Raw genomic sequence first — 20,484 nt, 5'->3', positions numbered from 1 at the left:
TGCCGCGCAGACAGCCCCATGATGTCGGCCGCGCGCCTGGCTTCTTTCATCCGACCTTCCGGCGTGCCCCGAGACCCGAGTTCGCCACGCGTGAAGTCGACGACCCCGACCCGGTGCCCGGCCCCGGTGAGCCGGCACACTGTGCCTCCCGCGCACAGCTCCACGTCATCGGGATGGGCGGCCAGTGCGAGAACATCAAGGGAAGCGGACATACGCGTCGAAGCATGGGTGGGTCGGTCTGGCGAGTCGCCCCTTCCCACGCAAACGGACCGCGCGGGATCCTGCGCCCGGCAGGTACCGGCGCGCCGCTCCGTGCCGGACCCGTAGCTTCCGGGGAAGACGGGAATCTTCACCGCCCCATTAGAAAGTGGAACGATTTTGGGGAAAGATACACACGGTTCGGCGAATAGCACACACACGTGCTCTCTCCATTCGCCGGGCAAACCGCCCGGGCGACGCCCTCCAACCTTACTACTGTACCTGACCGACCGCCGCCCTCCTTATGTCCATTCTGAAATCGCAAATGCTCCCCTTCGGCAGCGCACGCCCGTCGCAGGATGAGACGCTCAGCCCGGAGATGCGGGAATACGCCCTCCAAATCTACCGCGAGGCGTGGGATGCATACAAAGCGGCCGAGTGCCCCTATGGAGAAACGGATGAAGCCATGCTCGTCTGGTACTCTTTTCGGCATGGACCCGACGGCGATCGCATGTCGGTCGGTAGAAATTAAACATTGATTGCGGAGTTTTCCCCTCACATCCGGCGGCTGTGGGGCGTGGATTGATCCGGTTTCCCCCCTTCGGATACGGTGCCACGCCCACAGTCCAGCCGCCGGACCCATGCGAAAAGCCGGAGCCGACCTGACGGTCGAAGCTCCGGCTTTTTCGTTGCCGACGGATTTGGTCGACGCGAAGTGGGTGGGCGTACGGCTCCGCGGGTCACGACACAACGACCTTACTGCACGACGAAATTGATAATGCGGCCCGGTACGTAAATCTCGCGCTTGACGTCGCCGTCGTCCAGGTATCGCTTCACATTGTCGTCCGATCGGGCGGTCGCAAGCGCCTCCTCCTCTCCGGCGTCGGCCGATAGCTCGATCGTGGCCCGCACGGTGCCGTTGACCTGAACGGCCATGCTGACGACGTCCTTCTTGATCTTCTCCTCGTCGTACGACGGCCAGTCGGTGTAGGCGATCGTGTCGTCGTGCCCGAGGCGCTCCCAGACCTCCTCGGTGAGGTGAGGTGCAAACGGGTTCAGCAGCTGCAAAAACGGGTCGATGGCGTCGCGCGGGACAACGTCCCACTTGTACGCCGCGTTGACGAACTCCATCATCGACGCAATGGCCGTGTTGAAGCTCAGGTCCTCGATATCGCTCGTCACCTTTTTGATCGTTTTGTGCAGGACGCGCTGCTGGCTGCGATCGGCCTCCACGTCCTTCACCGCTTCGTTGATCTCGCCGGTTTCCTCATCAATCACGAGGCGCCATACGCGATTCAGGAAGCGGAACACGCCGTCGACGTCGCTCGTGCTCCAGGGTTTGACCTGTTCGAGCGGTCCCATAAACATCTCGTACAGCCGCAGCGCATCTGCGCCGTACTCGTCGATCACGTCGTCCGGGTTCACTACGTTGCCCCGGCTCTTGCTCATTTTGTGACTGCGTGCGTCGACGCGCACGTCAGGCGACGCCGCGAGCACGAAATGGTCGCCGTCTTTCTGTATGTCCGCCTTGTCCACGGAGCGAGATTCCACCTCGGCGCCGGTGCGGGTGTCCACACCATCGTCGACGTGCTCCGCACTCACCGGCTCGCCGCTGGGCGACGCGTACGCGGTGTACTCCATTTCGCCCAGGATAAGCCCCTGGTGAACGAGCGTCTGGAACGGCTCCTTCGTCGACACGACCCCCGCGTCGTAGAGCACCTTGTGCCAGAACCGGGCGTACAGCAGGTGCAGCACCGCGTGCTCGGATCCCCCGATGTAGAGGTCGACCGGCATCCAATATTTCTCCTTCTCTGGATCGACGAGTCGATCGTCGTTGTCCGGGTCGATGAAGCGCAGGTAGTACCAGCACGATCCCGCCCACTGCGGCATCGTGTTCGTTTCTCTCCGGGCCGGCTTATCGGTCTCAGGATCCGTCGTCTCGACCCAGTCGGTGACGTTCGACAGGGGTCCGTGCGGCGAACCGCTGGGCTTAAACTCGTCGACGTCCGGGAGGGTGACGGGCAGGTCGTCTTCCGGAACGGGCTTTGGCTCCGTGAAGTCGCCCGATTCGTCCTGCGTGAAGATGATGGGGAAGGGCTCACCCCAGTACCGCTGACGGCTGAAGAGCCAGTCCCGAAGCTTGTAATTGGTTTTTGCCCGCCCCAGGTCATTCGCCTCCAGCCAGTCAATGATGGTGGCAATCGCGGCGTCCGTTCCGAGCCCGTTCAGGCTGACGTCCTCGTTGGCCGAATTGGCGTGCGGGCCATCCCCGATGTACGCTTCCTCTTCCAGGTCGCCGCCCTCTACGACCTCGCGGATCTCGAGACCGTAGGTGGTTGCGAATTCGTAGTCCCGCTCGTCGTGCCCGGGGACGGCCATTATGGCACCCGTCCCGTAACTGGCGAGAACGTAGTCGGCCACCCACACCGGAATGCGATTCCCGGTGGCGGGATTGATGGCGTATCCGCCGGTGAAGACGCCGGTTTTTTCCTTCTGGAGCTCCGTTCGCTCCAGCTCGCTCTTCTGCATGGCCTGCCGGCGGTACGCCTCGACCTCCTCGCGGCGATCGTCGGTGGTGATGTCGTCCACGACGTCGTGCTCCGGCGCGACGACCATGTAGGTCGCCCCGAAGAGCGTGTCCGGACGCGTTGTGAAGACCTCCAGCGCGTCATCGACGGCATCCAACTCAAAGTGGATCTCCGCGCCCTCGGACTTGCCGATCCAGTTGCGCTGCATCTGCTTCGTGCTCTCCGGCCAGTCGAGGTCGTCGAGGCCGTCCAGCAAACGCTCGGCGTACTCGGTGATCTTCAAAACCCACTGGCGCATCGGCACACGCCGGCACGGATAGCCGCCTCGCTCGCTTTTCCCATCGATGACCTCCTCGTTGGCGAGGACGGTGCCCAGCTCTTCACACCACCATACCGGTTCCTCGCTCTGGTATGCGAGACCGCGCTCGTACAGCTTGAGAAAGATCCACTGCGTCCAGCGGTAGTAATCCGGATCCGTCGTGTTGATCTCGCGCTGCCAATCGTACGAGAATCCCAGTCGCTTCAGTTGTTTGCGGAAGTTGTCGACGTTCTTCTCCGTCGTGTCCCGCGGGTGGGTGTTCGTTTTGAGGGCGTACTGCTCGGCGGGCAGACCGAACGCATCCCAGCCCATCGGATGCAAGACGTGGACGCCCTGCATCCGCTTCTGCCGCGCGATGATGTCGGTCGCGGTGTATCCCTCCGGGTGTCCGACGTGAAGCCCTGAGCCGCTCGGGTACGGAAACATGTCGAGGACGTAGAACTTCTCGTCGGTCGACGGATCCTCGGGAAGGTCGTCGGGCGTCCGGAAGGTCTGGTGTTCCTCCCAGTAGCGCTGCCACTTGGCTTCAATGTCGGCGTGGGGGTACGGCATGGAGCGGTGGAGTCCGGTTGGATCGGGCCGTGCGATGAACATGCGGGCGCAGGACGACCCCGGAGCGGTGACGCATGAACATGCGGCCACCCGTACGGAAAATACCGGGACGGGTCCTGGAGCAATCGGTGCCTGCCGCGGATATCGACGGCATGTGTGCACCGGAACGAACGTTAACGTACAACGCGGTAAAGGTTGTCCCGAACCGCGCGGTCTGAATTCACGGGGAAGACGGGGCAGAACGGTTCGGCGTTCAGGGTTCAGGGTTGAACGCTTCAAGCCACGCGGGGGCGGGATCGACAGGACGGGCCCGGCTCGCTCGCAACAAATGGTGTACGGGCACCGCTACAGTTTCCCCAGTTCTACCGCGATGCATCGATTTCGAATGTAGGGTAGATCGGCCTCGGCGGCGAGCGTCTCCGCTTCAGGACTCGACACATCAAGTTGCGTCCAGATGACGGGGCTCCGGTTCTTCTGCCGGGCGTAGGCCGCTGCATCGCGGACGACGCCGGCCGTGTGCTCCGAAGCCCGGAAGACGTTGACGATGTCGACGGCCTCGTCCAGTTCTCGGAGAGACGGGACCGACGGTTCCCCGAGGACCTCATCGTAGTTCGGGTTGACCGGAATGATGCGGTACCCGGCCTGCTGGAGCCGTTTGGCAATCCGATGGCTCGTCCGTTGCGGCCGTCCCGAAAGCCCGACCACAGCAATGACCTCGGCCTCACGAAGAATCGTAGGAATGTCAGGCACCTGCATCACCCTGCGTTGTAACGAGACAAATATATGAACCCAACCTTGAACCCTGCACCTTGAACCCTGAACCTTGAACCTTCCCCCTACCCTTCTTCCGGCGAGGTCGTCAGTCCGGCCGACTCTTTCATCCGCTTGAACCCTTCGGCTGCGCGGATGGAGAGCGTGTCCGGGACGTATCGGCGCACCATGAGTACGGAGCAATCGGCGGCATCGGCTACGACATCGGGGATGGATCCGAAGAGGACCTGACGGATCGTCCACTCCCGCGAGGCGCCGATGATGACGAGGTCAGGTGCGACGTCCTCCATGGCCGACTCGATTCCCTCCGTCACGCTGTTACCCGTTTGTACGAGATACTCGATGTTGTCTTGCTCACCCACGAGTTGTCGGACCGTGTCCTTGAGGGCGTCCGACTCATTGTCCGCGTCGACGTCCTCCCGAACGACGCGCAGGAGCTGCACGGTCGCACCGGTCGCGCCGGCAATCCGTGTGGCGATTTCCAGGCCGAGCTGTGCGTGCAGGCCGCCGCCCCATGGAAGGAGGATACGGCGAATGGACGTGACGCCGCGGTCTTTCAGCACCGCGAGATCCGCGGGCAGGTCCGCCATGATCCGCTGGATCGGGCTGTTGTAGATGCGGCGCACGTTAAAGCCGCCCTGCCAGCCCATCAGGAGGAGATCTGACTGCTGCGCCTGGGATTCAGAGACGAGCGCCCCGAACACGTCGTGCGCTACATCAATGACCGATTCGAACTGAGTGGATTCCAGCGGACGGTGCGCGGTTGCGCCGCCGTCGCCCGACGACACGAGTCCCGAGATCGCCCGCTCCAGCGAGGGGCGTTCCGCAAACTGATCGCGGGCCGCCTCGAGCGGCGTCTGCAGGGGTACGCGCACGAGGTGAAGGCCGGATACGTGGCCGCCCTCGGACGTCCCCGTCGCAAGGTAGCGCCCAATGCGCAGGAGATCGGACTCGGTGGCCGGGTTGGCGATGGCCACGGAGACGCGTCGCGGCGTGTCGGGGTCGATGGCGCGTTCCCCCGGTTTGAGCGCTTCGGGTAGTTCCACGGAGAAGCGGGTAGCCGGACTCGTCAGCGCCGACATTCCGTCGACGGCCCACCGCTCGCGGAATTCCGGAACGGCGTGGTCGATCTCCACCCGGCCGCGGCCCCAGACCGCGTACCAGACGAGGCTCGCGACGATCAGAACGACAATAGCGATCTGAGCGAAGGGTCCGGAGTAAAGGATGATCCCAACGCACGAGATGGCTGCGAAAATCTGGGCAACGGGGAAGAGCGGGGTCCGGTAGGACGGCTCGTACCACGACGGCTGCGCAACCCGCAGGACGACACACCCGATGTTGAGGGCGGCGTAGCTGTACAGCTGCAGCACACTGGCGATCTTGGCGAGATCCTCCAGGCTTTCGAAAAGGAGGAAAGTGCAGGCGAGCAGGCCGGTCAGAAGGATGGCGCGGTGCGGCGTCAGGAACCGCTCGTGGATCGTGGACAGCGCTTTGGGGACCATGCGGTCGCGCGCCATCGCCAGGTTGATCCGCGACGACGCCATGATGCTGGCATTCGCCGATGACACCGTCGCCAGCAGGCCGGCAAAAATGATGAAGCCGGCACCCACCGGTCCGGCGAGGGTCCGGGCGGCGGTGGTCAGCGGATCGCGGACGTCACCGATCGTTTCCTGCGTGAACATACCGCCGATGACCAGCAGGATGATCACGTAGAGAAGCGTCACCAGCGCGACGGATCCGATCAGCGTTCGCGGCAGGTTCTTCGCCGGGTTCTCGATCTCCTCCGCCACGGCAGCGATTTTCACAAAGCCGAGGAAAGAGACGAAGACCAGCGCCGTGGTGGACGCGACCGGCGCAGAGCCGAAGGGAAAGAAGGGCGAGAAATTCTCGGTTTCGATCTGAAAGAAGCCGAGGAGGCAGAAGGCGGCAAGGATGGCAAGCAGCGTCAGGACGACGACAACCTGCATTTTCCCTGATTCCTTCGCCCCGTACACATTGAGGGCAGTCAGTAGAACGCCCCCTACCAGCGCGCCCCAGAACGGCGTCACTGGCAGGAGCTGCGCCAGGTACTCGCCCAGCCCGAACAGATAGAACGAAATCGCGAAGGTCAGGCTGAGCCAGATCCCGACGCCGGAGATGGCGCCGAGGGCGGGTCCGAGCGAGCGCGAGACGAAGTAATAATCGCCACCGGACGTCGGCATGCCCGTGGCCAACTCAGCCGCGCTGGCTGCCGTAATCATACAGACGAGCCCGGCCGCCAGATATGAGAAGATTGCGGCCGGTCCTGTGAGTTCGAGGGCGACGCCGGCAAGGAGAAAGATCCCGGCACCAATCATCGTACCGGCACCGATCGTCAGGGCGTCCCAGAACCCGAGTTCACGGCGAAGATCGTCTGCAGCCATGATGTGGAGAGCGTAACTACGTGTGCGTGAATGAGGCGGCAGTATACCGAAGCGACGCGCAGGGTTCCAGTCAGCCGCCGTTGCGGAATGATACGATGTCGAATGTCGACCAGACACCTCCGCGCTACGCTCCTGAGGGCAAGGGGCCCGGCAATAGCCATGGCCGGCCCTGTCTCAACTTACGCGGGACGCGTCGCCTGAAGCCGCGTGACGTCGTAGCGAATGGCCGGTTTCGGCGCACCCCCGCAACTCTTCGGCAGCGCACGTCCGGTCCGCCGCTGGACCCGCGCGCGGAACGGCCGGTCGCCACAGGTGAGGTCCACCTGCCAGGCATCAGACATCAGGTCTTGTACCGAGGTGACGGCGATGTCGTCTGCCGCGAGGGTCTCCATCCGCTGCCGTAGAGCGATAGCGGCGGCCTGTGCTGGGCGGGGTTGCGCCGTCCAGCCGCGGTAGCGGTCCAGTTGCCATACTTGTCCCCTGACGGCATCCTGCCAGAGATCGGGTGCATCGGCGGCGTCGAGCCAGCCGTACTGGTGGCCGAAGGGTAGCACGACGGCCGTCGGGGCGAACCGGTGGCCGCCGAGATGCGTCGCCTGCCACGCGGCCGCGGGCTGAACCTCGGCCATGGCTTCGTGGAAAACGCGTCCCTTCAGCGCGCAGCATGCATCGCGTTTGCCATTCGTACACGTCAGCACGACCGGTTCGTTCAGACGCCGTCCCGGCCCGGTCGACGGATCCGCTGTCAGAAGTGCCGGCACGTCGAGGTCCGCGACGGATTCCAGAGACGGTAGTCGAATCCGACGAAGGTGCCTCGTGACTCGCTCGCTGGACGCCAGAAGCACGGTCACCTCGCCCTCCCGGTCACACATGCGCACTTCCCGGCGAATGGCCTGCACCCGGAGGCCCGGCCGTGCCGCCTCCCATCGGTCGATCTGCCGGACGAGCCGTACCGGCAGCGCCCCGGAGGAGAGCTCCCGCGCAGCCCAGGGGGATGGGTGCTCGATGCAGAGCCAGTGCGTCGCCTCCGTCGCAGAGCCGTGGATGTCGACGGCCTCCTTTTGCGCAATGTCAGAGCAGAACGGGTCCGGCATCAGGTTTCGCAGCTTCTGTGGATCGTTCGCAGTGCGTCGCGACGGGCGGCACGGTCAGTCCGCGTCCAGATGGATCACGTCCGCCTGGACGGGCGACCCATCGTCGAGAACCAGACGGACGCAGGTTTTCTTCTGGTGAAAGCCCTGGCGACCGGCGGCTCCGGGGTTTAGGTACAGCATATTCTGAAATCCCTCGACCCGTTCGATTCGCAAAATATGGCTATGGCCGCAGATGAAGACATCCGGTGGGTCGGCACGAAGCTTCTCCCCCATGCCGCGCTGCCACGCGCCCGGACGTCCGGCGATATGGGTCATCCAGATGTTCACGCCCGCGAACGTGACGCGCTGATGTTCACCCGTACGATGGCGAATGTCCCACCCGTCGACGTTTCCGTAGACAGCCGTCACAGGCGCCACCGCCTTCAGCCCGTCGATAATCGTCAGGTCCCCGATATCGCCGGCATGCAGAATATGGTCGACGCCGTCGAGCGCGTCGATCAGCTCGGGATGAAAGTAGCCGTGCGTATCCGACAGGATGCCGAGCGTTGTCATGGGTCAACGGTCGAGCCTCGCAGGAACGAGGCGACGAAGATGTAGGAAAACAGGATCGTGGGATTGGGGTGGTTGTTTTACCCACACGATGAGAACAAACGAAAAGGACCCGGCACCGTGCCAGGTCCTTCTGCGAATCGTGCGGGAAAGCGTGCCGGAATGCCCGGTTTGGGCCCTACAGGGATACCGTCGCATCGAAGTCGATGACCTTCACGTCGAAGCCAGCGTCATTGAAGGCGTCGTTCACTTCGTCGAGATCCACTTCGATGAACGGAAAGGTGTTGTAGTGGACCGGAACGACCAGGTCGGGCTCCACCATCTCTGCGCTATGGATGGCACCGTCGATGCCCATCGTCACGACATCGCCGACCGGAGCGATCATCACATCGACGTCGTACATCTCACCGACCCACTGCATTCCAACGAACGGAGCGGTATCGCCGGTGTAGTACACCGTTTGATCGCCGAAGTCCAGAACGAAACCGCCGGCGACGCCGCCGTACGAGCCGTCCGGGAAGCTGGATGTGTGCCGCGCGTGCGTGCCCTCGACCGTGCCAAATTCGAGGTCGATCGTTCCGCCCTCGTTCAGCGGATGCACATTTTCGTGCCCGTAGTCATTTCCGATGCGCGAGATGATCTCAAAGTTCGAGACGATCATCGGACCGTCGTCGCCTGTGAACGCTTCGACGTCGGCATAATGGTCGAAGTGCGCGTGCGAAACCAGCACCGTGTCCGGGTTGAGCGACGCCGGATCGACGTTCGTGTGCGGGTTGTCGGCAAAAAACGGATCGAAGAGAAGCGTGTGATCGCCGGTCTCGATCTGAAAGGTCGCGTGCCCGAAATACGTCAGCTCCATATCAGTCACTGAGTTCATTGAAGAGCGAGTACGAGAACAAATCTAACAATACCAGGTCGTTCGTACGGACCGGTACGGAGCGGCTGTTTCAATCTCCGCCACCGCAGACGCGACGTTTTCGGAAAGCGGGATGTTCAGATCGTTCAGGGTTCTGAGTCCCGGGTTCTGAGTCCCGGGTTCGAGGACCGTACCACCTTGCCACCTTAACCCCTTGACGCATTCAAACCGTAGTCACCGCATCACTTCAACACGACCACGGCGTGAGAGTCGGACTCCTCTCCGGCTTCGAGACGGAGGAAGTAGGTGCCGCTGGGAAGGTCATCCGCCCGAAGCGAGAACGTGTGCTGACCGGCACCGTGCGACCGGTCGTAAACCACACCGAGCCGTTTTCCGGATACATCCCATAGCGTGATCTGGACGGGGGCGGCTTCTGCAAGATGAAATTCGACCGTTGACTCGCCGGAGAACGGATTCGGGTAGTTTCTCACGATGCGCGTGTCTTCTTCCCCTTCCTCTCCGGGGTCGATCGAGGGGCCAACACCGACCTTGAAGGTGCCGGACACGTCGCTCGTCCCGTCAGCAAACACCTCCCGGATCCGATAATAGGCGACACGTCCGGGCGGATCGTCCGTCGCCGTAAATCGGGGATCGGGCTGGCCCGTGACGGGGCGTGCATCCTCGGGCGTCAGCCGGTCGACCTTTTCGAAGACCGTCCCGTCGCGGGATCGCTCCACCACGAATGCCATCACAGTCGAGGCATCAGCGTGCCATTCGAGGCGTACGGTCTCGCCTTCGGTGGAGGCACGGAGTGCGTGAACGGAGCGGCGGAGTTGGAGCGGTACCCGGGGACGCCGTGCGTCTCGGGGCCACTGGCGGACGAGACGTGGCGGTGGTGCGTCGTCAAACGTGAGCGTGACGACGTCCGGCTGCCGCTTCGATCGATCGGGTGGGCCGGTACGGACGGTGCCTTCTCGCATGGTCTGGCGAATCTGCATCGGCGTTCGGGCCGAACTCCATACCCGGAGCAGGTCCAGTTGTCCGGAGAAAACGGGCGACGGCTCGACGTCGCGGGTTGGAAGGCGACCGCCGAGCGCAATATCGGGGCGGAGATACCCGCCGGGGAGCGAAACCTGCTCGACGGAATCCACCGCGACCCCGTCGATCGTCAGCCGGAGAAAGCGGCGATCGGCATCGTACGCAACGCCCACGTGATGCCAGCGCCCGTCGGCCAGCGGTCGGTTGGATGACATCGAGGTGTGCCGCCCCGGCTGACCGCAATAGTACCGGAGCCGGCCGCTCGGGTCAATCACCATGTCGAACGGGTAATGCCGATCCTCCTGACCCGTCCAGGTGGAGAGAACGACCTCGCCGAGTCCGATCGTCGACATCCAGAACTCGACGGTGAAGGAGACCGACCGTTCGAGAGCAGGCACTTGACCGGCGTGCAGCACGACCGGTTCGACCGACGCCCCGCGAAAGGCCAGGACCCGATTGTCGCCGGCATCATCGAGGGGGCGCACCGTACGGACGGTCTGGCGTAAGGACGTGCCGATCCGGCGGATGCGTTCGGTTTCGGGATTCTCAAGACGAAAGGGCTGCACGGACCATTCGGCAGATTCCGTCCGCGGTCCCGGGACCACCCGGAACGATACGTCATGCGGTCCGCGTAGGCCGGCCGATGCCGTCAGCCGGTATGCCCCGCTCTCGCGTTGCACCGTCACGGACTGCGGCTCCGACCCGTACCGCAGAAGCGACACGTCGTCGACAACCCATCCGCGCGGCAGGTCCAGTACGAGACCGTCCGTTCCGTCGGGAAGGTCGAGCGTCGCAAACAAACGGGTCGGCTCCCCCGCGGTACGGACAACCGACCGGTCGGCAGTCTGAGCCGCGGCCGGCAACGCACACAGCACTGCGGGAAGCCACGCCAGGAAAACGGCGATCCAGCACGTGCGAATCAGTCGCTGCATAGAGTTCGAATCCCGGCGGGAAACGTGCGCGGCAGCGCAGACGCTCCGCCGCTGGCGCAACGGATGGGATGCCCTCCGATACCACAGGCATCCACACCGCCGGAGCGGGACGGTTGGTCGCAGAAAACGGAAAGGAGTGCGCAGCGAAGAACGACCCGACGGCCAGATCGGCAGCGATTACGAACGAATCACAGCACAGCTGTATCCTGCCCCTCGGGAGACTGTTAGCATACCATGACCCTGGGTGACATACAAGGGATCTTTACATTTGCCCATCCCCGACCCCTACCCGTCCATCATATGGGGCGTCGATGATGACCGCCCCCGGCCCCCTCACCTTTTCCTCACCCCCCATTTACGCTTCCGCATGACCCTCGACACCATCGACGCGACGCTGCTCTCTACCGTACACCTCACGCCGGACACGATCCAGCTTCTGCTCCGCGCCCCGGACCACGTATTCGACTTTCAGCCCGGCCAGCACGTCGGCGTCGCCTATGAATCCGAAGAGGACGGTCTGGTCCACCGGTCGTACTCTCCCGTCAGCCTTCCCGGCACCGATACGATCGCACTCATGGTCACACGGTACGAGAACGGTACCTGCTCGGTCTGGCTTCACGACCGGGCGCCGGGCGACACCATCCACCTGACATCTCCCGGCGGTAACCTTCACCTCCAAGAGCAGGACCGGGACGCCGTGTTTCTCGCGACGGGAACGGGCCTCACGCCGATGATGGCGATGATGCAGGCCCACCAGGCGGAAGGTGAGGGACGCTCCGTGCTCATATACGGGGAGCGCACCGCAGAAGACCTTGCGTACCGGGACACCCTGGATCGATGGGCTGCCGGGAGAGAGTCGGTGGACGTCGCCTACGCGCTATCCCGCCCGGAGCACGCGGACGAACGGTCTGCCGAGAGCCTGAGCGATGGCGCGACCGGCATGCCGTCAGTGCGTCACGGCTACGTGCAGGAGCATCTCCACGACCTCATCGCCCCCGACCTTCGGGAGGAGGCCCACTTCTTCGTGTGCGGCGTGCCGGAAATGGTGGTCGATGCGAAAGAGACGCTGACCGGCGACCTTGGCGTTCCATCGGACAACGTCTTTTCGGAAGGCTGGGAGGAAGGCGCGTAAACGGTTTGATCAGCACTCCATGCGGCGGCAGAGGTGGTCTTTTAGCTGCTTTCGGGCGCGATGCAGGCGTACCCGAACGTTTCCCGGCGTAAGCCCGAGCTTTTCCGCCGCCTCTTTCGTTGAGTGCTCCTCCAGGTCGCGCAGCACGACGACTCGCTGATAGTGATCGGGAAGCTCTCGGATCGCGTCGTGCACGATCCCGCGTCGTTCGTTATGATTGACGGCGTCGTACGTGTCCGACTCCGTGCCGCCAGATGTTGCATTGATGTACTCGATGGTATCGTGCTCCAGGTACCGTTGCCGATCCGAGTTCCTCAGGAAGCCGTATGCCTGATGACGTGCAATTGAAAAGAGCCACGTCGACACTTTCGCTTCGCCGCGAAAGTCGTCGATCTGTCGGTACGCCTCCGCAAACGTTTCCTGAACGATATTCCGCGCCTCATCCGGGTCTCCGATGATCTTCAGCACAAAGCGACGGAGGCGCTCCGACTCCTGTTCGACGAGGCACCGAAACGCCTGCTCGTCGCCTCGCTTGAGAGCCTGTACGCTGGGTGATGGGCCAGATTCGCAGGGCCGGGTCGGTGTGTACATAGCAACCGTTCGTTTGTGATCGGGCATGTGAGAGCCGCTGATTCAACTCACCTGCATGGTACCCGCATCGCTGACGGAAGGTATCACAAAAGTCTAACACCTCGATAAGAATTGCCCACGGTGACGGGCAGGCGGGCTCCCGACCCCAAGCCCGTTACATCATGCTTCCTCAAATCGGTTGCCCATCGGGAAGCCCGACCGTAGATTTTCCGTCGTGTCGACCGTCGTGTATTTGCACGGTCCACGACGCTCACTTCTCCCACTCCCCAATGCCCTCCTCGATATGCAAGTAGGAATGATCGGTCTCGGAAAGATGGGCGCGAACATGTCGCGCCGGTTGATGCGAAACGGGCACGACGTTGTCGGCTTCGACCTGAACCAGGAAGCCGTTGCCGAGCTGGCAAGCGACGGGGGCGACGCCGCGGAGTCCCTGGCCGACCTGGTCGACCAACTTGAGGGCCCGCGCACCGTGTGGATGATGGTGCCGGCGGGAGACGCCGTGGATGCCACCATGGATGATCTTCTGCCGCTTCTGGACGAGGGGGACCGCCTGATCGACGGGGGCAACACCCGATACACCGACACGCTCCGGCGGGCCGGTCGGGCCCAGCAGGTCGGCGTTCACTACGTCGACGTCGGGACCTCCGGCGGCGTGTGGGGACTCGACGAGGGATACAGCATGATGGTGGGCGGTCCGGACGACGCGGTTAACGCGCTGCGACCGATCTTCGAATCCCTCGCTCCCGGTCCCGAGAAGGGATGGGGCCACGTCGGCAAAGCGGGCGCGGGGCATTTCGTGAAAATGGTCCACAACGGCATCGAGTACGGCGTCATGCAGGCCTACGCCGAGGGGTTTCACATCATGAATGCGAAAGACGAGTTCGATCTCGACCTGCATCAGGTCGCGGAGATCTGGCGCTTCGGTAGTGTGATCCGCTCCTGGCTTCTGGACCTGGCCGCTCGCGCCCTGGATGAAGACCAGGACCTCGCCGACGTCGCCGCCTGGGTGGATGACTCCGGCGAGGGGCGGTGGACCGTTCAGGAGGCGATCGACCTGGACGTCCCGGCCCCCGTCATCACGGACGCGCTGATCCAGCGCCTCCAGTCCCGGCAGGATGCGACATACGCCCACCGCCTCCTTGCCGCGCTTCGCAATCAGTTCGGCGGTCACGACGTGAAGGAGGCGGAGTGACACCCGCAGCTCCACACGGCCCCGCACACCCCGTCCTCCGAACCTCCCCCGAAATGTCTATCGATCCGCACGTCTTCGTCATCTTCGGCGCAACGGGAGATCTGACCCGTCGCAAATTGATTCCGGCCCTCTACCATCTCATGCAAAGCCGCGACATCGCCGAGCGATGCCACGTGATCGGCGCGGCCCGGTCGGACTGGTCGGACGATGACTTCCGGTCGGTGGCCAAGCAGGCCCTGCGCGACGCCGGATTCGAGAAGGACATCGTGCAGAACTGGTGCGACCGACGCCTCTTCTACCAATCCCTCGGCGACGACGGAACGAATTTCGGAGTCCTCCGGCAGCGCATCGAAGACGTCGAGGAACGGTTTGACCTTCCGGAAAACCGCGCATTTTACCTGTCCCTTCCGCCGCACACGTATGCGTCGACCATCGAGCAACTCGGGGAGCACAATTTATCCGAAAGCGACGGCTGGACCCGCGTCGTTATCGAGAAACCGTTCGGGCGGGACCTTGAGAGCGCGGAAGAGCTAAACGAAACCGTACACGCAGCCTTCGAGGAGGATCAGGTGTACCGGATCGATCATTATCTCGGGAAAGAAACCGTTCAGAACCTGCTGGCCTTCCGGTTCGCCAACGCGATGTTCGAGTCGCTGTGGAATAGGGACCGCATCGACCGAATCGAAATCACGGTCGCCGAGGACCTGGGCGTGGGTGGTCGCGCCGGCTACTACGACCGGTCGGGACACGTCCGCGACATGCTGCAAAACCACCTCACGCAGCTGCTTTCATTGATTGCGATGGAACCGCCGGCCTCCATGGACGCGGAGGCAATCCGCCAGGAAAAGGTCAAGGCGCTCCGCGCAGTCGTTCCGCCGACGCCGGAGGATGTCGTGTTCGGGCAGTACGGGTCGGGCGACGTCGACGGTGAGACGGTACCGGGATACCGCGAGGAATCCGATGTCCCGGACAACTCCGATACGGAGACGTTCGTCGCCCTACGCCTTCAGATTGCGAACTGGCGCTGGCGCGGAGTGCCATTCTATCTTCGTTCGGGAAAACGACTGCCGGTGAAGCGGACGCAGATCGCTGTTGTGTTCCAGCGTGCACCGGTCGCCCTCTTTCAACCGGGCGGCGAGCCCTGCATTCCGGACGACGCCGACTGCACCGCGGAACCGAACGTTCTGCTCATCACGCTGCAACCGAATGAAGGCTTCGACCTTCGGTTCGAAGTTAAGTCGCCCGGTGCGTCCGAAAACGGGATGCGCCTGGAATCTCAGCGACTGAGCTTCTCGTATCGCGACGCGTTCGGCCCGATCCCGGATGCGTATGAGACGCTGCTGCGGGACGTGATCACCGGCGACCAGACGCTCTTCGTCCGAAGCGATGAAGTTGAAACCTCCTGGCGCCTGTACACGCCCCTTCTCGACGCCGACATCCCGGTCCATCCCTACCCCGCCGGTAGCTGGGGACCGGACGCGGCGTTCGACCTCCTCCCGAGATGGATCAACGGCGAACTACGCCACGACGCGGACGACTGATATTGTTCCTCCACGTACAACCTCTCCCGGAATCGACGGATACGTATCCATGAGTGACGTGCACGTCTTCCCGACCTTCGACGCCCTTAGCCGCTCGGCGTCCCAGCACATCGCTGCCCACATCCAGACCGTTTTGCGTGAGAACGATACGTACGCCCTTGCCCTCGCCGGCGGGTCGACGCCGGAGCGGACGTACGAGTTGCTGGCTTCCGGCTTTCCCAGCATTGCCTGGGAACGTGTTCACATCTTCTGGGGAGACGAGCGCTTCGTGCCCTCATCGTCTGCACGAAGCAACGAACGCATGGCCCGGCGGACCCTCCTGTCGAAGATCGACGTGCCGTTCGCGAACGTTCATCCCATACCCACGGACGCCGGGTCGCCGTCCGTCGCAGCGGATCGCTACAACGACCACCTGCGCACGGTTTTCGCCGACCGGGATCACACGTTCGACCTGACGATCCTCGGGATCGGCGACGACGGGCACACCGCATCGTTGTTTCCGGGGACTCGTCCCGATGCGACCGACGCGGACAAGACCGGCCTGCCGGACGGCCGGCTCGTACGCGCCGTTGAAGCACCGGCTATCTACGACATCCGCGACCGGGTCACCTGCACCTATCGAGCCCTAAATGCGTCAACCGAGGTCGTTTTCCTGGCGTCCGGCGCGGACAAGCAGCAGGCCGTAGCCCGCGCCCGGGCCGGCGACCCGGACGTTCCCGCCGCGCACATCTCGCCCCGACATCGCCTGACCTGGTTTCTGGACCCCGGCGCGGCCGGCGAAGAAGCCTGAGCGCCGGACGCCCCGGACGGTCTGCCGCCGTCCTCACCCAGATGCCCTCCCCGTCTCGCACTTCTCTCCTACCCCATGACCTATCTCCCGATCGAGGACTACGGCCTGATCGGCAACATGCACACGGCGGCCCTCGTCGGGCGGAACGGAGCCATTGACTGGATGTGCTGGCCCAATTTCGATGACCCCAGCGTGTTTGCCGGCATTCTCGACGACGAGAAAGGCGGTACTTTCCAGATTGCGCCCGCCGAGAACGGGATGACGGAGCGTCACATGTACTGGCCGGACAGCAATGTCCTCATCACTCGATTCCTTTCCGACGACGGCGTTGCCGAGGTGACCGATTACATGCCGCCGGGGCTGGACGACGACGCCCTCGGCTATCGAAGCCTCGTCCGCCGGGTGGAGGTGATTCGCGGTGAGATGACGCTACAGATGACGTGCCGCCCGGCCTTCGACTATGCTCGCGCCGATCACACACTGACCATCCATGACACGCAGGTGCGCCATGGCGGTGCTCAGTTCGACGGGCAGACGCACCACCTCGGCCTCGACGCCACCGTGCCCATGAAGGCCGACGGCAACGCGGCGACCGCCTCCTTCACCCTGAGCGCCGGCGACCGCCAGCACTTCGTGCTCTATCCATCCGACCGGAGCGCACCGCAGGCCGGGGCCTTCTCGCGAGAGCGCGAACAAGACCTCTTCCATCACACACTGGCCTACTGGCGCGACTGGATCGAGCAGTGTACCTACGACGGGCGCTGGCGCGACGAGGTCTACCGCTCGGCTCTCGTGCTGAAGCTCCTCACGCACGAACCGACGGGCGCGATGATCGCCTCCCCGACGATGGGTCTTCCGGAGTCGATCGGCGGTGTCCGCAACTGGGACTACCGCTACACCTGGTTGCGGGATGCTGCCTTTACCGTCTACGCCCTCCTGCGCATCGGCTTTACCGAGGAGGCGAAAGGGTTCATCGAGTGGATCAGCCGACGGTGCCACGACTGCGACCCCGGCGCCCCGCTCAACATCATGTACACCGTCAACGGCGACGCAGACCTGGAGGAGATCGAACTGGACCACCTGGACGGGTATCGCGGCTCGCGCCCCGTCCGTCTTGGCAACGCCGCCTCCGACCAGCTTCAGCTCGACATCTACGGGGAGCTGATGGACGCCGTGTACCTCACCAACAAGTACCAGGCGCCGATCTCATACGACTTCTGGACCCGGCTCCGGGGCCTTCTCGACTGGCTCTCCCACAATTACGATCAGCCCGACGACGGCATCTGGGAGGTCCGTTCCGGCCGCGAGCACTTCGTATACTCGAAGCTGATGTGCTGGGTGGCCTTCGACCGCGGGATCCGACTGGCAAACAAACGCTCCTTCCCGGCAGACCTCGACCGGTGGCGCACGTGCCGGGACGACCTGTACCGCGAGATCATGGAGAAGGGCTGGAACGAGGACCGCGAGGCCTTCACGCAGCACTACGACAGCGACGCCCTGGATGCCTCTCACCTTATCATGCCCCTCGTCTTCTTCATGGCGCCGAACGACCCGCGGATGACGAAGACGCTCGACGCCATCATGAAGCCGCCGTCCGACGGCGGCCTCCGCTCCGACAGCCTGGTCTACCGCTACGACCAGTCGCGCGTCGACGACGGACTGCCCGGGCACGAGGGCACGTTCAACATGTGCACGTTCTGGCTCGTGGAAGCGCTCACCCGGGCGGGGCGGACAGATCCGGAACGGCTGGATCAGGCGCGGGTGACGTTCGAGAAAATGCTCGGCTACGCCAATCCGCTCGGTCTCTACGCGGAGGAGACGGGACCGCGGGGCGAGGCGCTCGGTAACTTCCCGCAGGCGTTCACTCACCTGTCATTGATCAGTGCGGCCTTCAACCTGAACCGCACACTCGACAAATCGTGAAGACTCACGCCGGCGTCACCCGCGCGACTCGTCACGTCGCCTGGCGCATTCTCTGCGGCAGCAGCACGCCCAGGCCAGTGCAGAGAACACCCACGAGTGCTACAACGCCGAACGCCGTCGCGTACCCGTCCGGTCCGGCATCCGGGCCGCCCGCCGTGACGGCAACCGCCCCGATCATGGCTCCTCCGACGAGCTGCCCGATTCCGAGGAAGAGGGTGATGATCCCCTGAGCCACGGTCCGCTCGGTCTCACGCGCCGCATTCAGGAGAATGTAGCTCAGAGAGGAACCGAGGAGCCCGGCGAGCCCCAACCCGAGCAGGATGGATCCGGAGTAGAACGCAACGCGGTCGCCCGGGATGGCGGCGATCAGAGCCAGCCCTGTCGTGAACAGGATGCTGCTTCCTGTCACAATCCGACGCACCCCGATGCGGTCGAGCAGCCGGCCCGCGATCGGGGACCCAACCGCCACTGCTCCGACCAGCGGCAGGAGCATAAACGAGGCCGTCGAACTCGACACGCGAAACGAGGACGCCGCGAACTCAGGAAAGAAGATGAACGACGCTTCTGCGAGGCCCGCCCCGATGGCCAGAACGGCCGCAATCTTGACGGCACGATGGCGAAAGAGGCCGAGGCGAAGCATCGGAGAGGGGACACGGCGCTCGATCATGATGAACCCGGTAATCAGTGCGCCCGCCCCCAGCAGATACGGTGCCGCGTCAGTGGAGACGAGGCTCTGGCCGACGGCCCCGGCATCGATGCGGTTGATGCCAATGGCGAGAGCGGCGAGTCCCGTGCCGAGGGTCAAAAGACCCGCTACGTCCACCCGTTCGTCCGACGCGCGCACCGTCTTTGGGAGAATCCGCCACGCCGCAAGCGCGACCATCAACGAGAACGGCACGCTGAGAACGTAGAGCCACGTCCACCCCGCCACGGCGAGTAGCGCCCCGGCAAGCCCCGGCCCGATGAGGAAGGCGACGCCGTACACCGCACCCAAAACGCCCAGCGCGCGGCCGCGCCGCTCGACGGGGAAGACGTCTCCGACGACGGCACTCGCCGCGGGAAAGATCCCGGAGGCGGCCAGGCCCTGGACCGCCCGGCCGACGAGGACCGTTTCGAAGGTGGGCGACGTGGCAACGATGACGGCACCGAGCCCGAAGGTAAGCACCGCCGACGTGTAGACCCGGCGCCGCCCGAGGCGATCTGCAAGGCGCGACATGATCGGGACGCCCACCAGATTGAACAGGACGAACACGTTCAGGACCCAGGCACCCGTCCGTGGGGATACGTCAAATGTGGTGCGGATCGGACGCAGCACCGGTCCGACAATAGCAAGGTCCATCGCAGCCATCAACACACCGAGGAAAAGGACCAGCAGGATCCGTCGGGACGATCGATCGGACACGTAGAACCGGGACTTGTGCGCACGGATGGGTGGACGGCGTCTGCGAATCGTAATACTCTCCATGCGTCCGCTCGTTCACTTGCGAAGGCCGAACCTGCGGTCGGTACCGACCGTGAAACGCTCGCTACTGTTTCCTCGTCGCTTCCAGACTCGCCACCGATTTCCATGCTCGCCCGCTGTGCTGTTGCAGTCCTGCTGTTTCTTGCCGTGAGCGGCGGAGATCTCCGCGCCCAGCCGGCCGCCGGCGACACCAGTGGCGTTCAGGCGGTGTATGACCGGATGAGCCTGGCCTACGAGCTCGGCGACCTGGATGCGGTTGCAGATGCATACGCCGAAGACGCTCGCTACCTTCTCCCGGATGAGGACCGGGGCGTGGTCACAGGACGGGACTCGATCCGCGCCATCTTCGAGGGGTTCTTCGAGGCCGTCGCCCTGCGGCAGTCGGAGCTCACGATCGAGTTTCGGTTTCTGGACCGCCACATCGGGGAGCGCGTCGCCTACGACGTCGGCTACTACCGCGTCCGCGTGCTCCGGGACGGCGAGGAGATGAGCGCCTCGACGGGGAAGTTCTCGACGGTTCTGAGACAGGGTCCAGGTGGTACGTGGCGTTTCGTCGTCGACGCCTACAGCCCGGCGCCTCACGACGCGTTTGACGCGCTCGAACCCACGGAACG

General features: G+C 63.8%; 17 protein-coding genes. 7 read left to right on the top strand and 10 right to left on the bottom strand.

Features of this window, described 5'->3' with window-relative positions; translation table 11 throughout:
- A partial coding sequence (locus ACFCU0_RS15950; RefSeq protein WP_434974677.1) for a PIG-L family deacetylase occupies nucleotides 1-212 on the bottom strand: 212 nt, incomplete at its 3' end.
- A gap of 290 nt (nucleotides 213-502) precedes the next feature.
- Here ACFCU0_RS15950 and ACFCU0_RS15945 point away from each other — a divergent pair.
- Entirely contained in the window at nucleotides 503-730 is a 228-nt protein-coding gene (locus ACFCU0_RS15945; RefSeq protein ID WP_434974676.1) for a hypothetical protein, read from the top strand.
- A gap of 224 nt (nucleotides 731-954) precedes the next feature.
- Here ACFCU0_RS15945 and leuS read toward each other — a convergent pair whose 3' ends face one another.
- From leuS to ACFCU0_RS15910, 7 genes are all read right to left on the bottom strand, one after another.
- Complete coding sequence (leuS, locus tag ACFCU0_RS15940; RefSeq protein WP_434974675.1) at nucleotides 955-3,597, bottom strand: leucine--tRNA ligase; 2,643 nt, start codon at nucleotides 3,595-3,597, stop codon at nucleotides 955-957.
- Nucleotides 3,598-3,942: 345 nt separating this feature from the next.
- A complete protein-coding gene (locus tag ACFCU0_RS15935; protein WP_434974674.1) occupies nucleotides 3,943-4,347 on the bottom strand; it encodes a CoA-binding protein in 405 nt (134 codons plus the stop codon).
- Nucleotides 4,348-4,433: 86 nt separating this feature from the next.
- Nucleotides 4,434-6,770 carry an amino acid permease gene (locus tag ACFCU0_RS15930; protein WP_434974673.1) on the bottom strand — a complete coding sequence of 779 codons (2,337 nt, stop codon included), beginning with the start codon at nucleotides 6,768-6,770 and terminating at the stop codon, nucleotides 4,434-4,436.
- Between the two features lie 179 nt (nucleotides 6,771-6,949).
- Nucleotides 6,950-7,864: a sucrase ferredoxin gene (locus tag ACFCU0_RS15925; RefSeq protein WP_434974672.1), complete on the bottom strand. Its 915-nt coding sequence runs from the start codon at nucleotides 7,862-7,864 to the stop codon at nucleotides 6,950-6,952.
- Nucleotides 7,865-7,918: 54 nt separating this feature from the next.
- Nucleotides 7,919-8,416 (bottom strand): metallophosphoesterase family protein, encoded by a 498-nt coding sequence (locus ACFCU0_RS15920; RefSeq protein ID WP_434974671.1) that lies wholly within the window; start codon nucleotides 8,414-8,416, stop codon nucleotides 7,919-7,921.
- Nucleotides 8,417-8,591: 175 nt separating this feature from the next.
- A complete protein-coding gene (locus ACFCU0_RS15915; RefSeq protein WP_434974670.1) occupies nucleotides 8,592-9,290 on the bottom strand; it encodes a metal-dependent hydrolase in 699 nt (232 codons plus the stop codon).
- A 221-nt stretch (nucleotides 9,291-9,511) separates the two neighbouring features.
- Entirely contained in the window at nucleotides 9,512-11,239 is a 1,728-nt protein-coding gene (locus tag ACFCU0_RS15910) for a LamG-like jellyroll fold domain-containing protein (protein ID WP_434974669.1), read from the bottom strand.
- Between the two features lie 367 nt (nucleotides 11,240-11,606).
- Between ACFCU0_RS15910 and ACFCU0_RS15905 the strand changes: the two genes are divergently transcribed.
- Nucleotides 11,607-12,371 carry a ferredoxin--NADP reductase gene (locus ACFCU0_RS15905; protein WP_434974668.1) on the top strand — a complete coding sequence of 255 codons (765 nt, stop codon included), beginning with the start codon at nucleotides 11,607-11,609 and terminating at the stop codon, nucleotides 12,369-12,371.
- A gap of 9 nt (nucleotides 12,372-12,380) precedes the next feature.
- On the opposite strand, the gene ACFCU0_RS15900 is transcribed toward ACFCU0_RS15905, so the two are convergent.
- Nucleotides 12,381-12,962 carry an RNA polymerase sigma factor gene (locus tag ACFCU0_RS15900; RefSeq protein ID WP_434974667.1) on the bottom strand — a complete coding sequence of 194 codons (582 nt, stop codon included), beginning with the start codon at nucleotides 12,960-12,962 and terminating at the stop codon, nucleotides 12,381-12,383.
- 283 nt (nucleotides 12,963-13,245) lie between these two features.
- Here ACFCU0_RS15900 and gnd point away from each other — a divergent pair, with 283 nt between their 5' ends.
- From gnd to ACFCU0_RS15880, 4 genes are all read left to right on the top strand, one after another.
- The gene (gene gnd / locus ACFCU0_RS15895; RefSeq protein WP_434974666.1) at nucleotides 13,246-14,154 is read left to right on the top strand and encodes a phosphogluconate dehydrogenase (NAD(+)-dependent, decarboxylating); all 909 of its coding nucleotides are present in this window, start codon (nucleotides 13,246-13,248) and stop codon (nucleotides 14,152-14,154) included.
- A gap of 53 nt (nucleotides 14,155-14,207) precedes the next feature.
- Complete coding sequence (gene zwf, locus ACFCU0_RS15890) at nucleotides 14,208-15,695, top strand: glucose-6-phosphate dehydrogenase (protein WP_434974665.1); 1,488 nt, start codon at nucleotides 14,208-14,210, stop codon at nucleotides 15,693-15,695.
- A gap of 49 nt (nucleotides 15,696-15,744) precedes the next feature.
- The gene (pgl, locus tag ACFCU0_RS15885; protein ID WP_434974664.1) at nucleotides 15,745-16,485 is read left to right on the top strand and encodes a 6-phosphogluconolactonase; all 741 of its coding nucleotides are present in this window, start codon (nucleotides 15,745-15,747) and stop codon (nucleotides 16,483-16,485) included.
- A gap of 75 nt (nucleotides 16,486-16,560) precedes the next feature.
- Nucleotides 16,561-18,408: a glycoside hydrolase family 15 protein gene (locus tag ACFCU0_RS15880; RefSeq protein WP_434974663.1), complete on the top strand. Its 1,848-nt coding sequence runs from the start codon at nucleotides 16,561-16,563 to the stop codon at nucleotides 18,406-18,408.
- Nucleotides 18,409-18,439: 31 nt separating this feature from the next.
- On the opposite strand, the gene ACFCU0_RS15875 is transcribed toward ACFCU0_RS15880, so the two are convergent.
- Entirely contained in the window at nucleotides 18,440-19,810 is a 1,371-nt protein-coding gene (locus ACFCU0_RS15875) for an MFS transporter (protein ID WP_434974662.1), read from the bottom strand.
- A 165-nt stretch (nucleotides 19,811-19,975) separates the two neighbouring features.
- Between ACFCU0_RS15875 and ACFCU0_RS15870 the strand changes: the two genes are divergently transcribed.
- On the top strand, nucleotides 19,976-20,484 hold a 509-nt coding region (locus tag ACFCU0_RS15870; RefSeq protein ID WP_434974661.1), incomplete at its 3' end, for a YybH family protein.

Source organism: Longibacter sp., assembly GCF_051155795.1.
Taxonomy (GTDB): Bacteria; Bacteroidota; Rhodothermia; order Rhodothermales; family Salinibacteraceae; genus Longibacter.
This window is presented reverse-complemented; position numbering and strand designations above follow the sequence as displayed.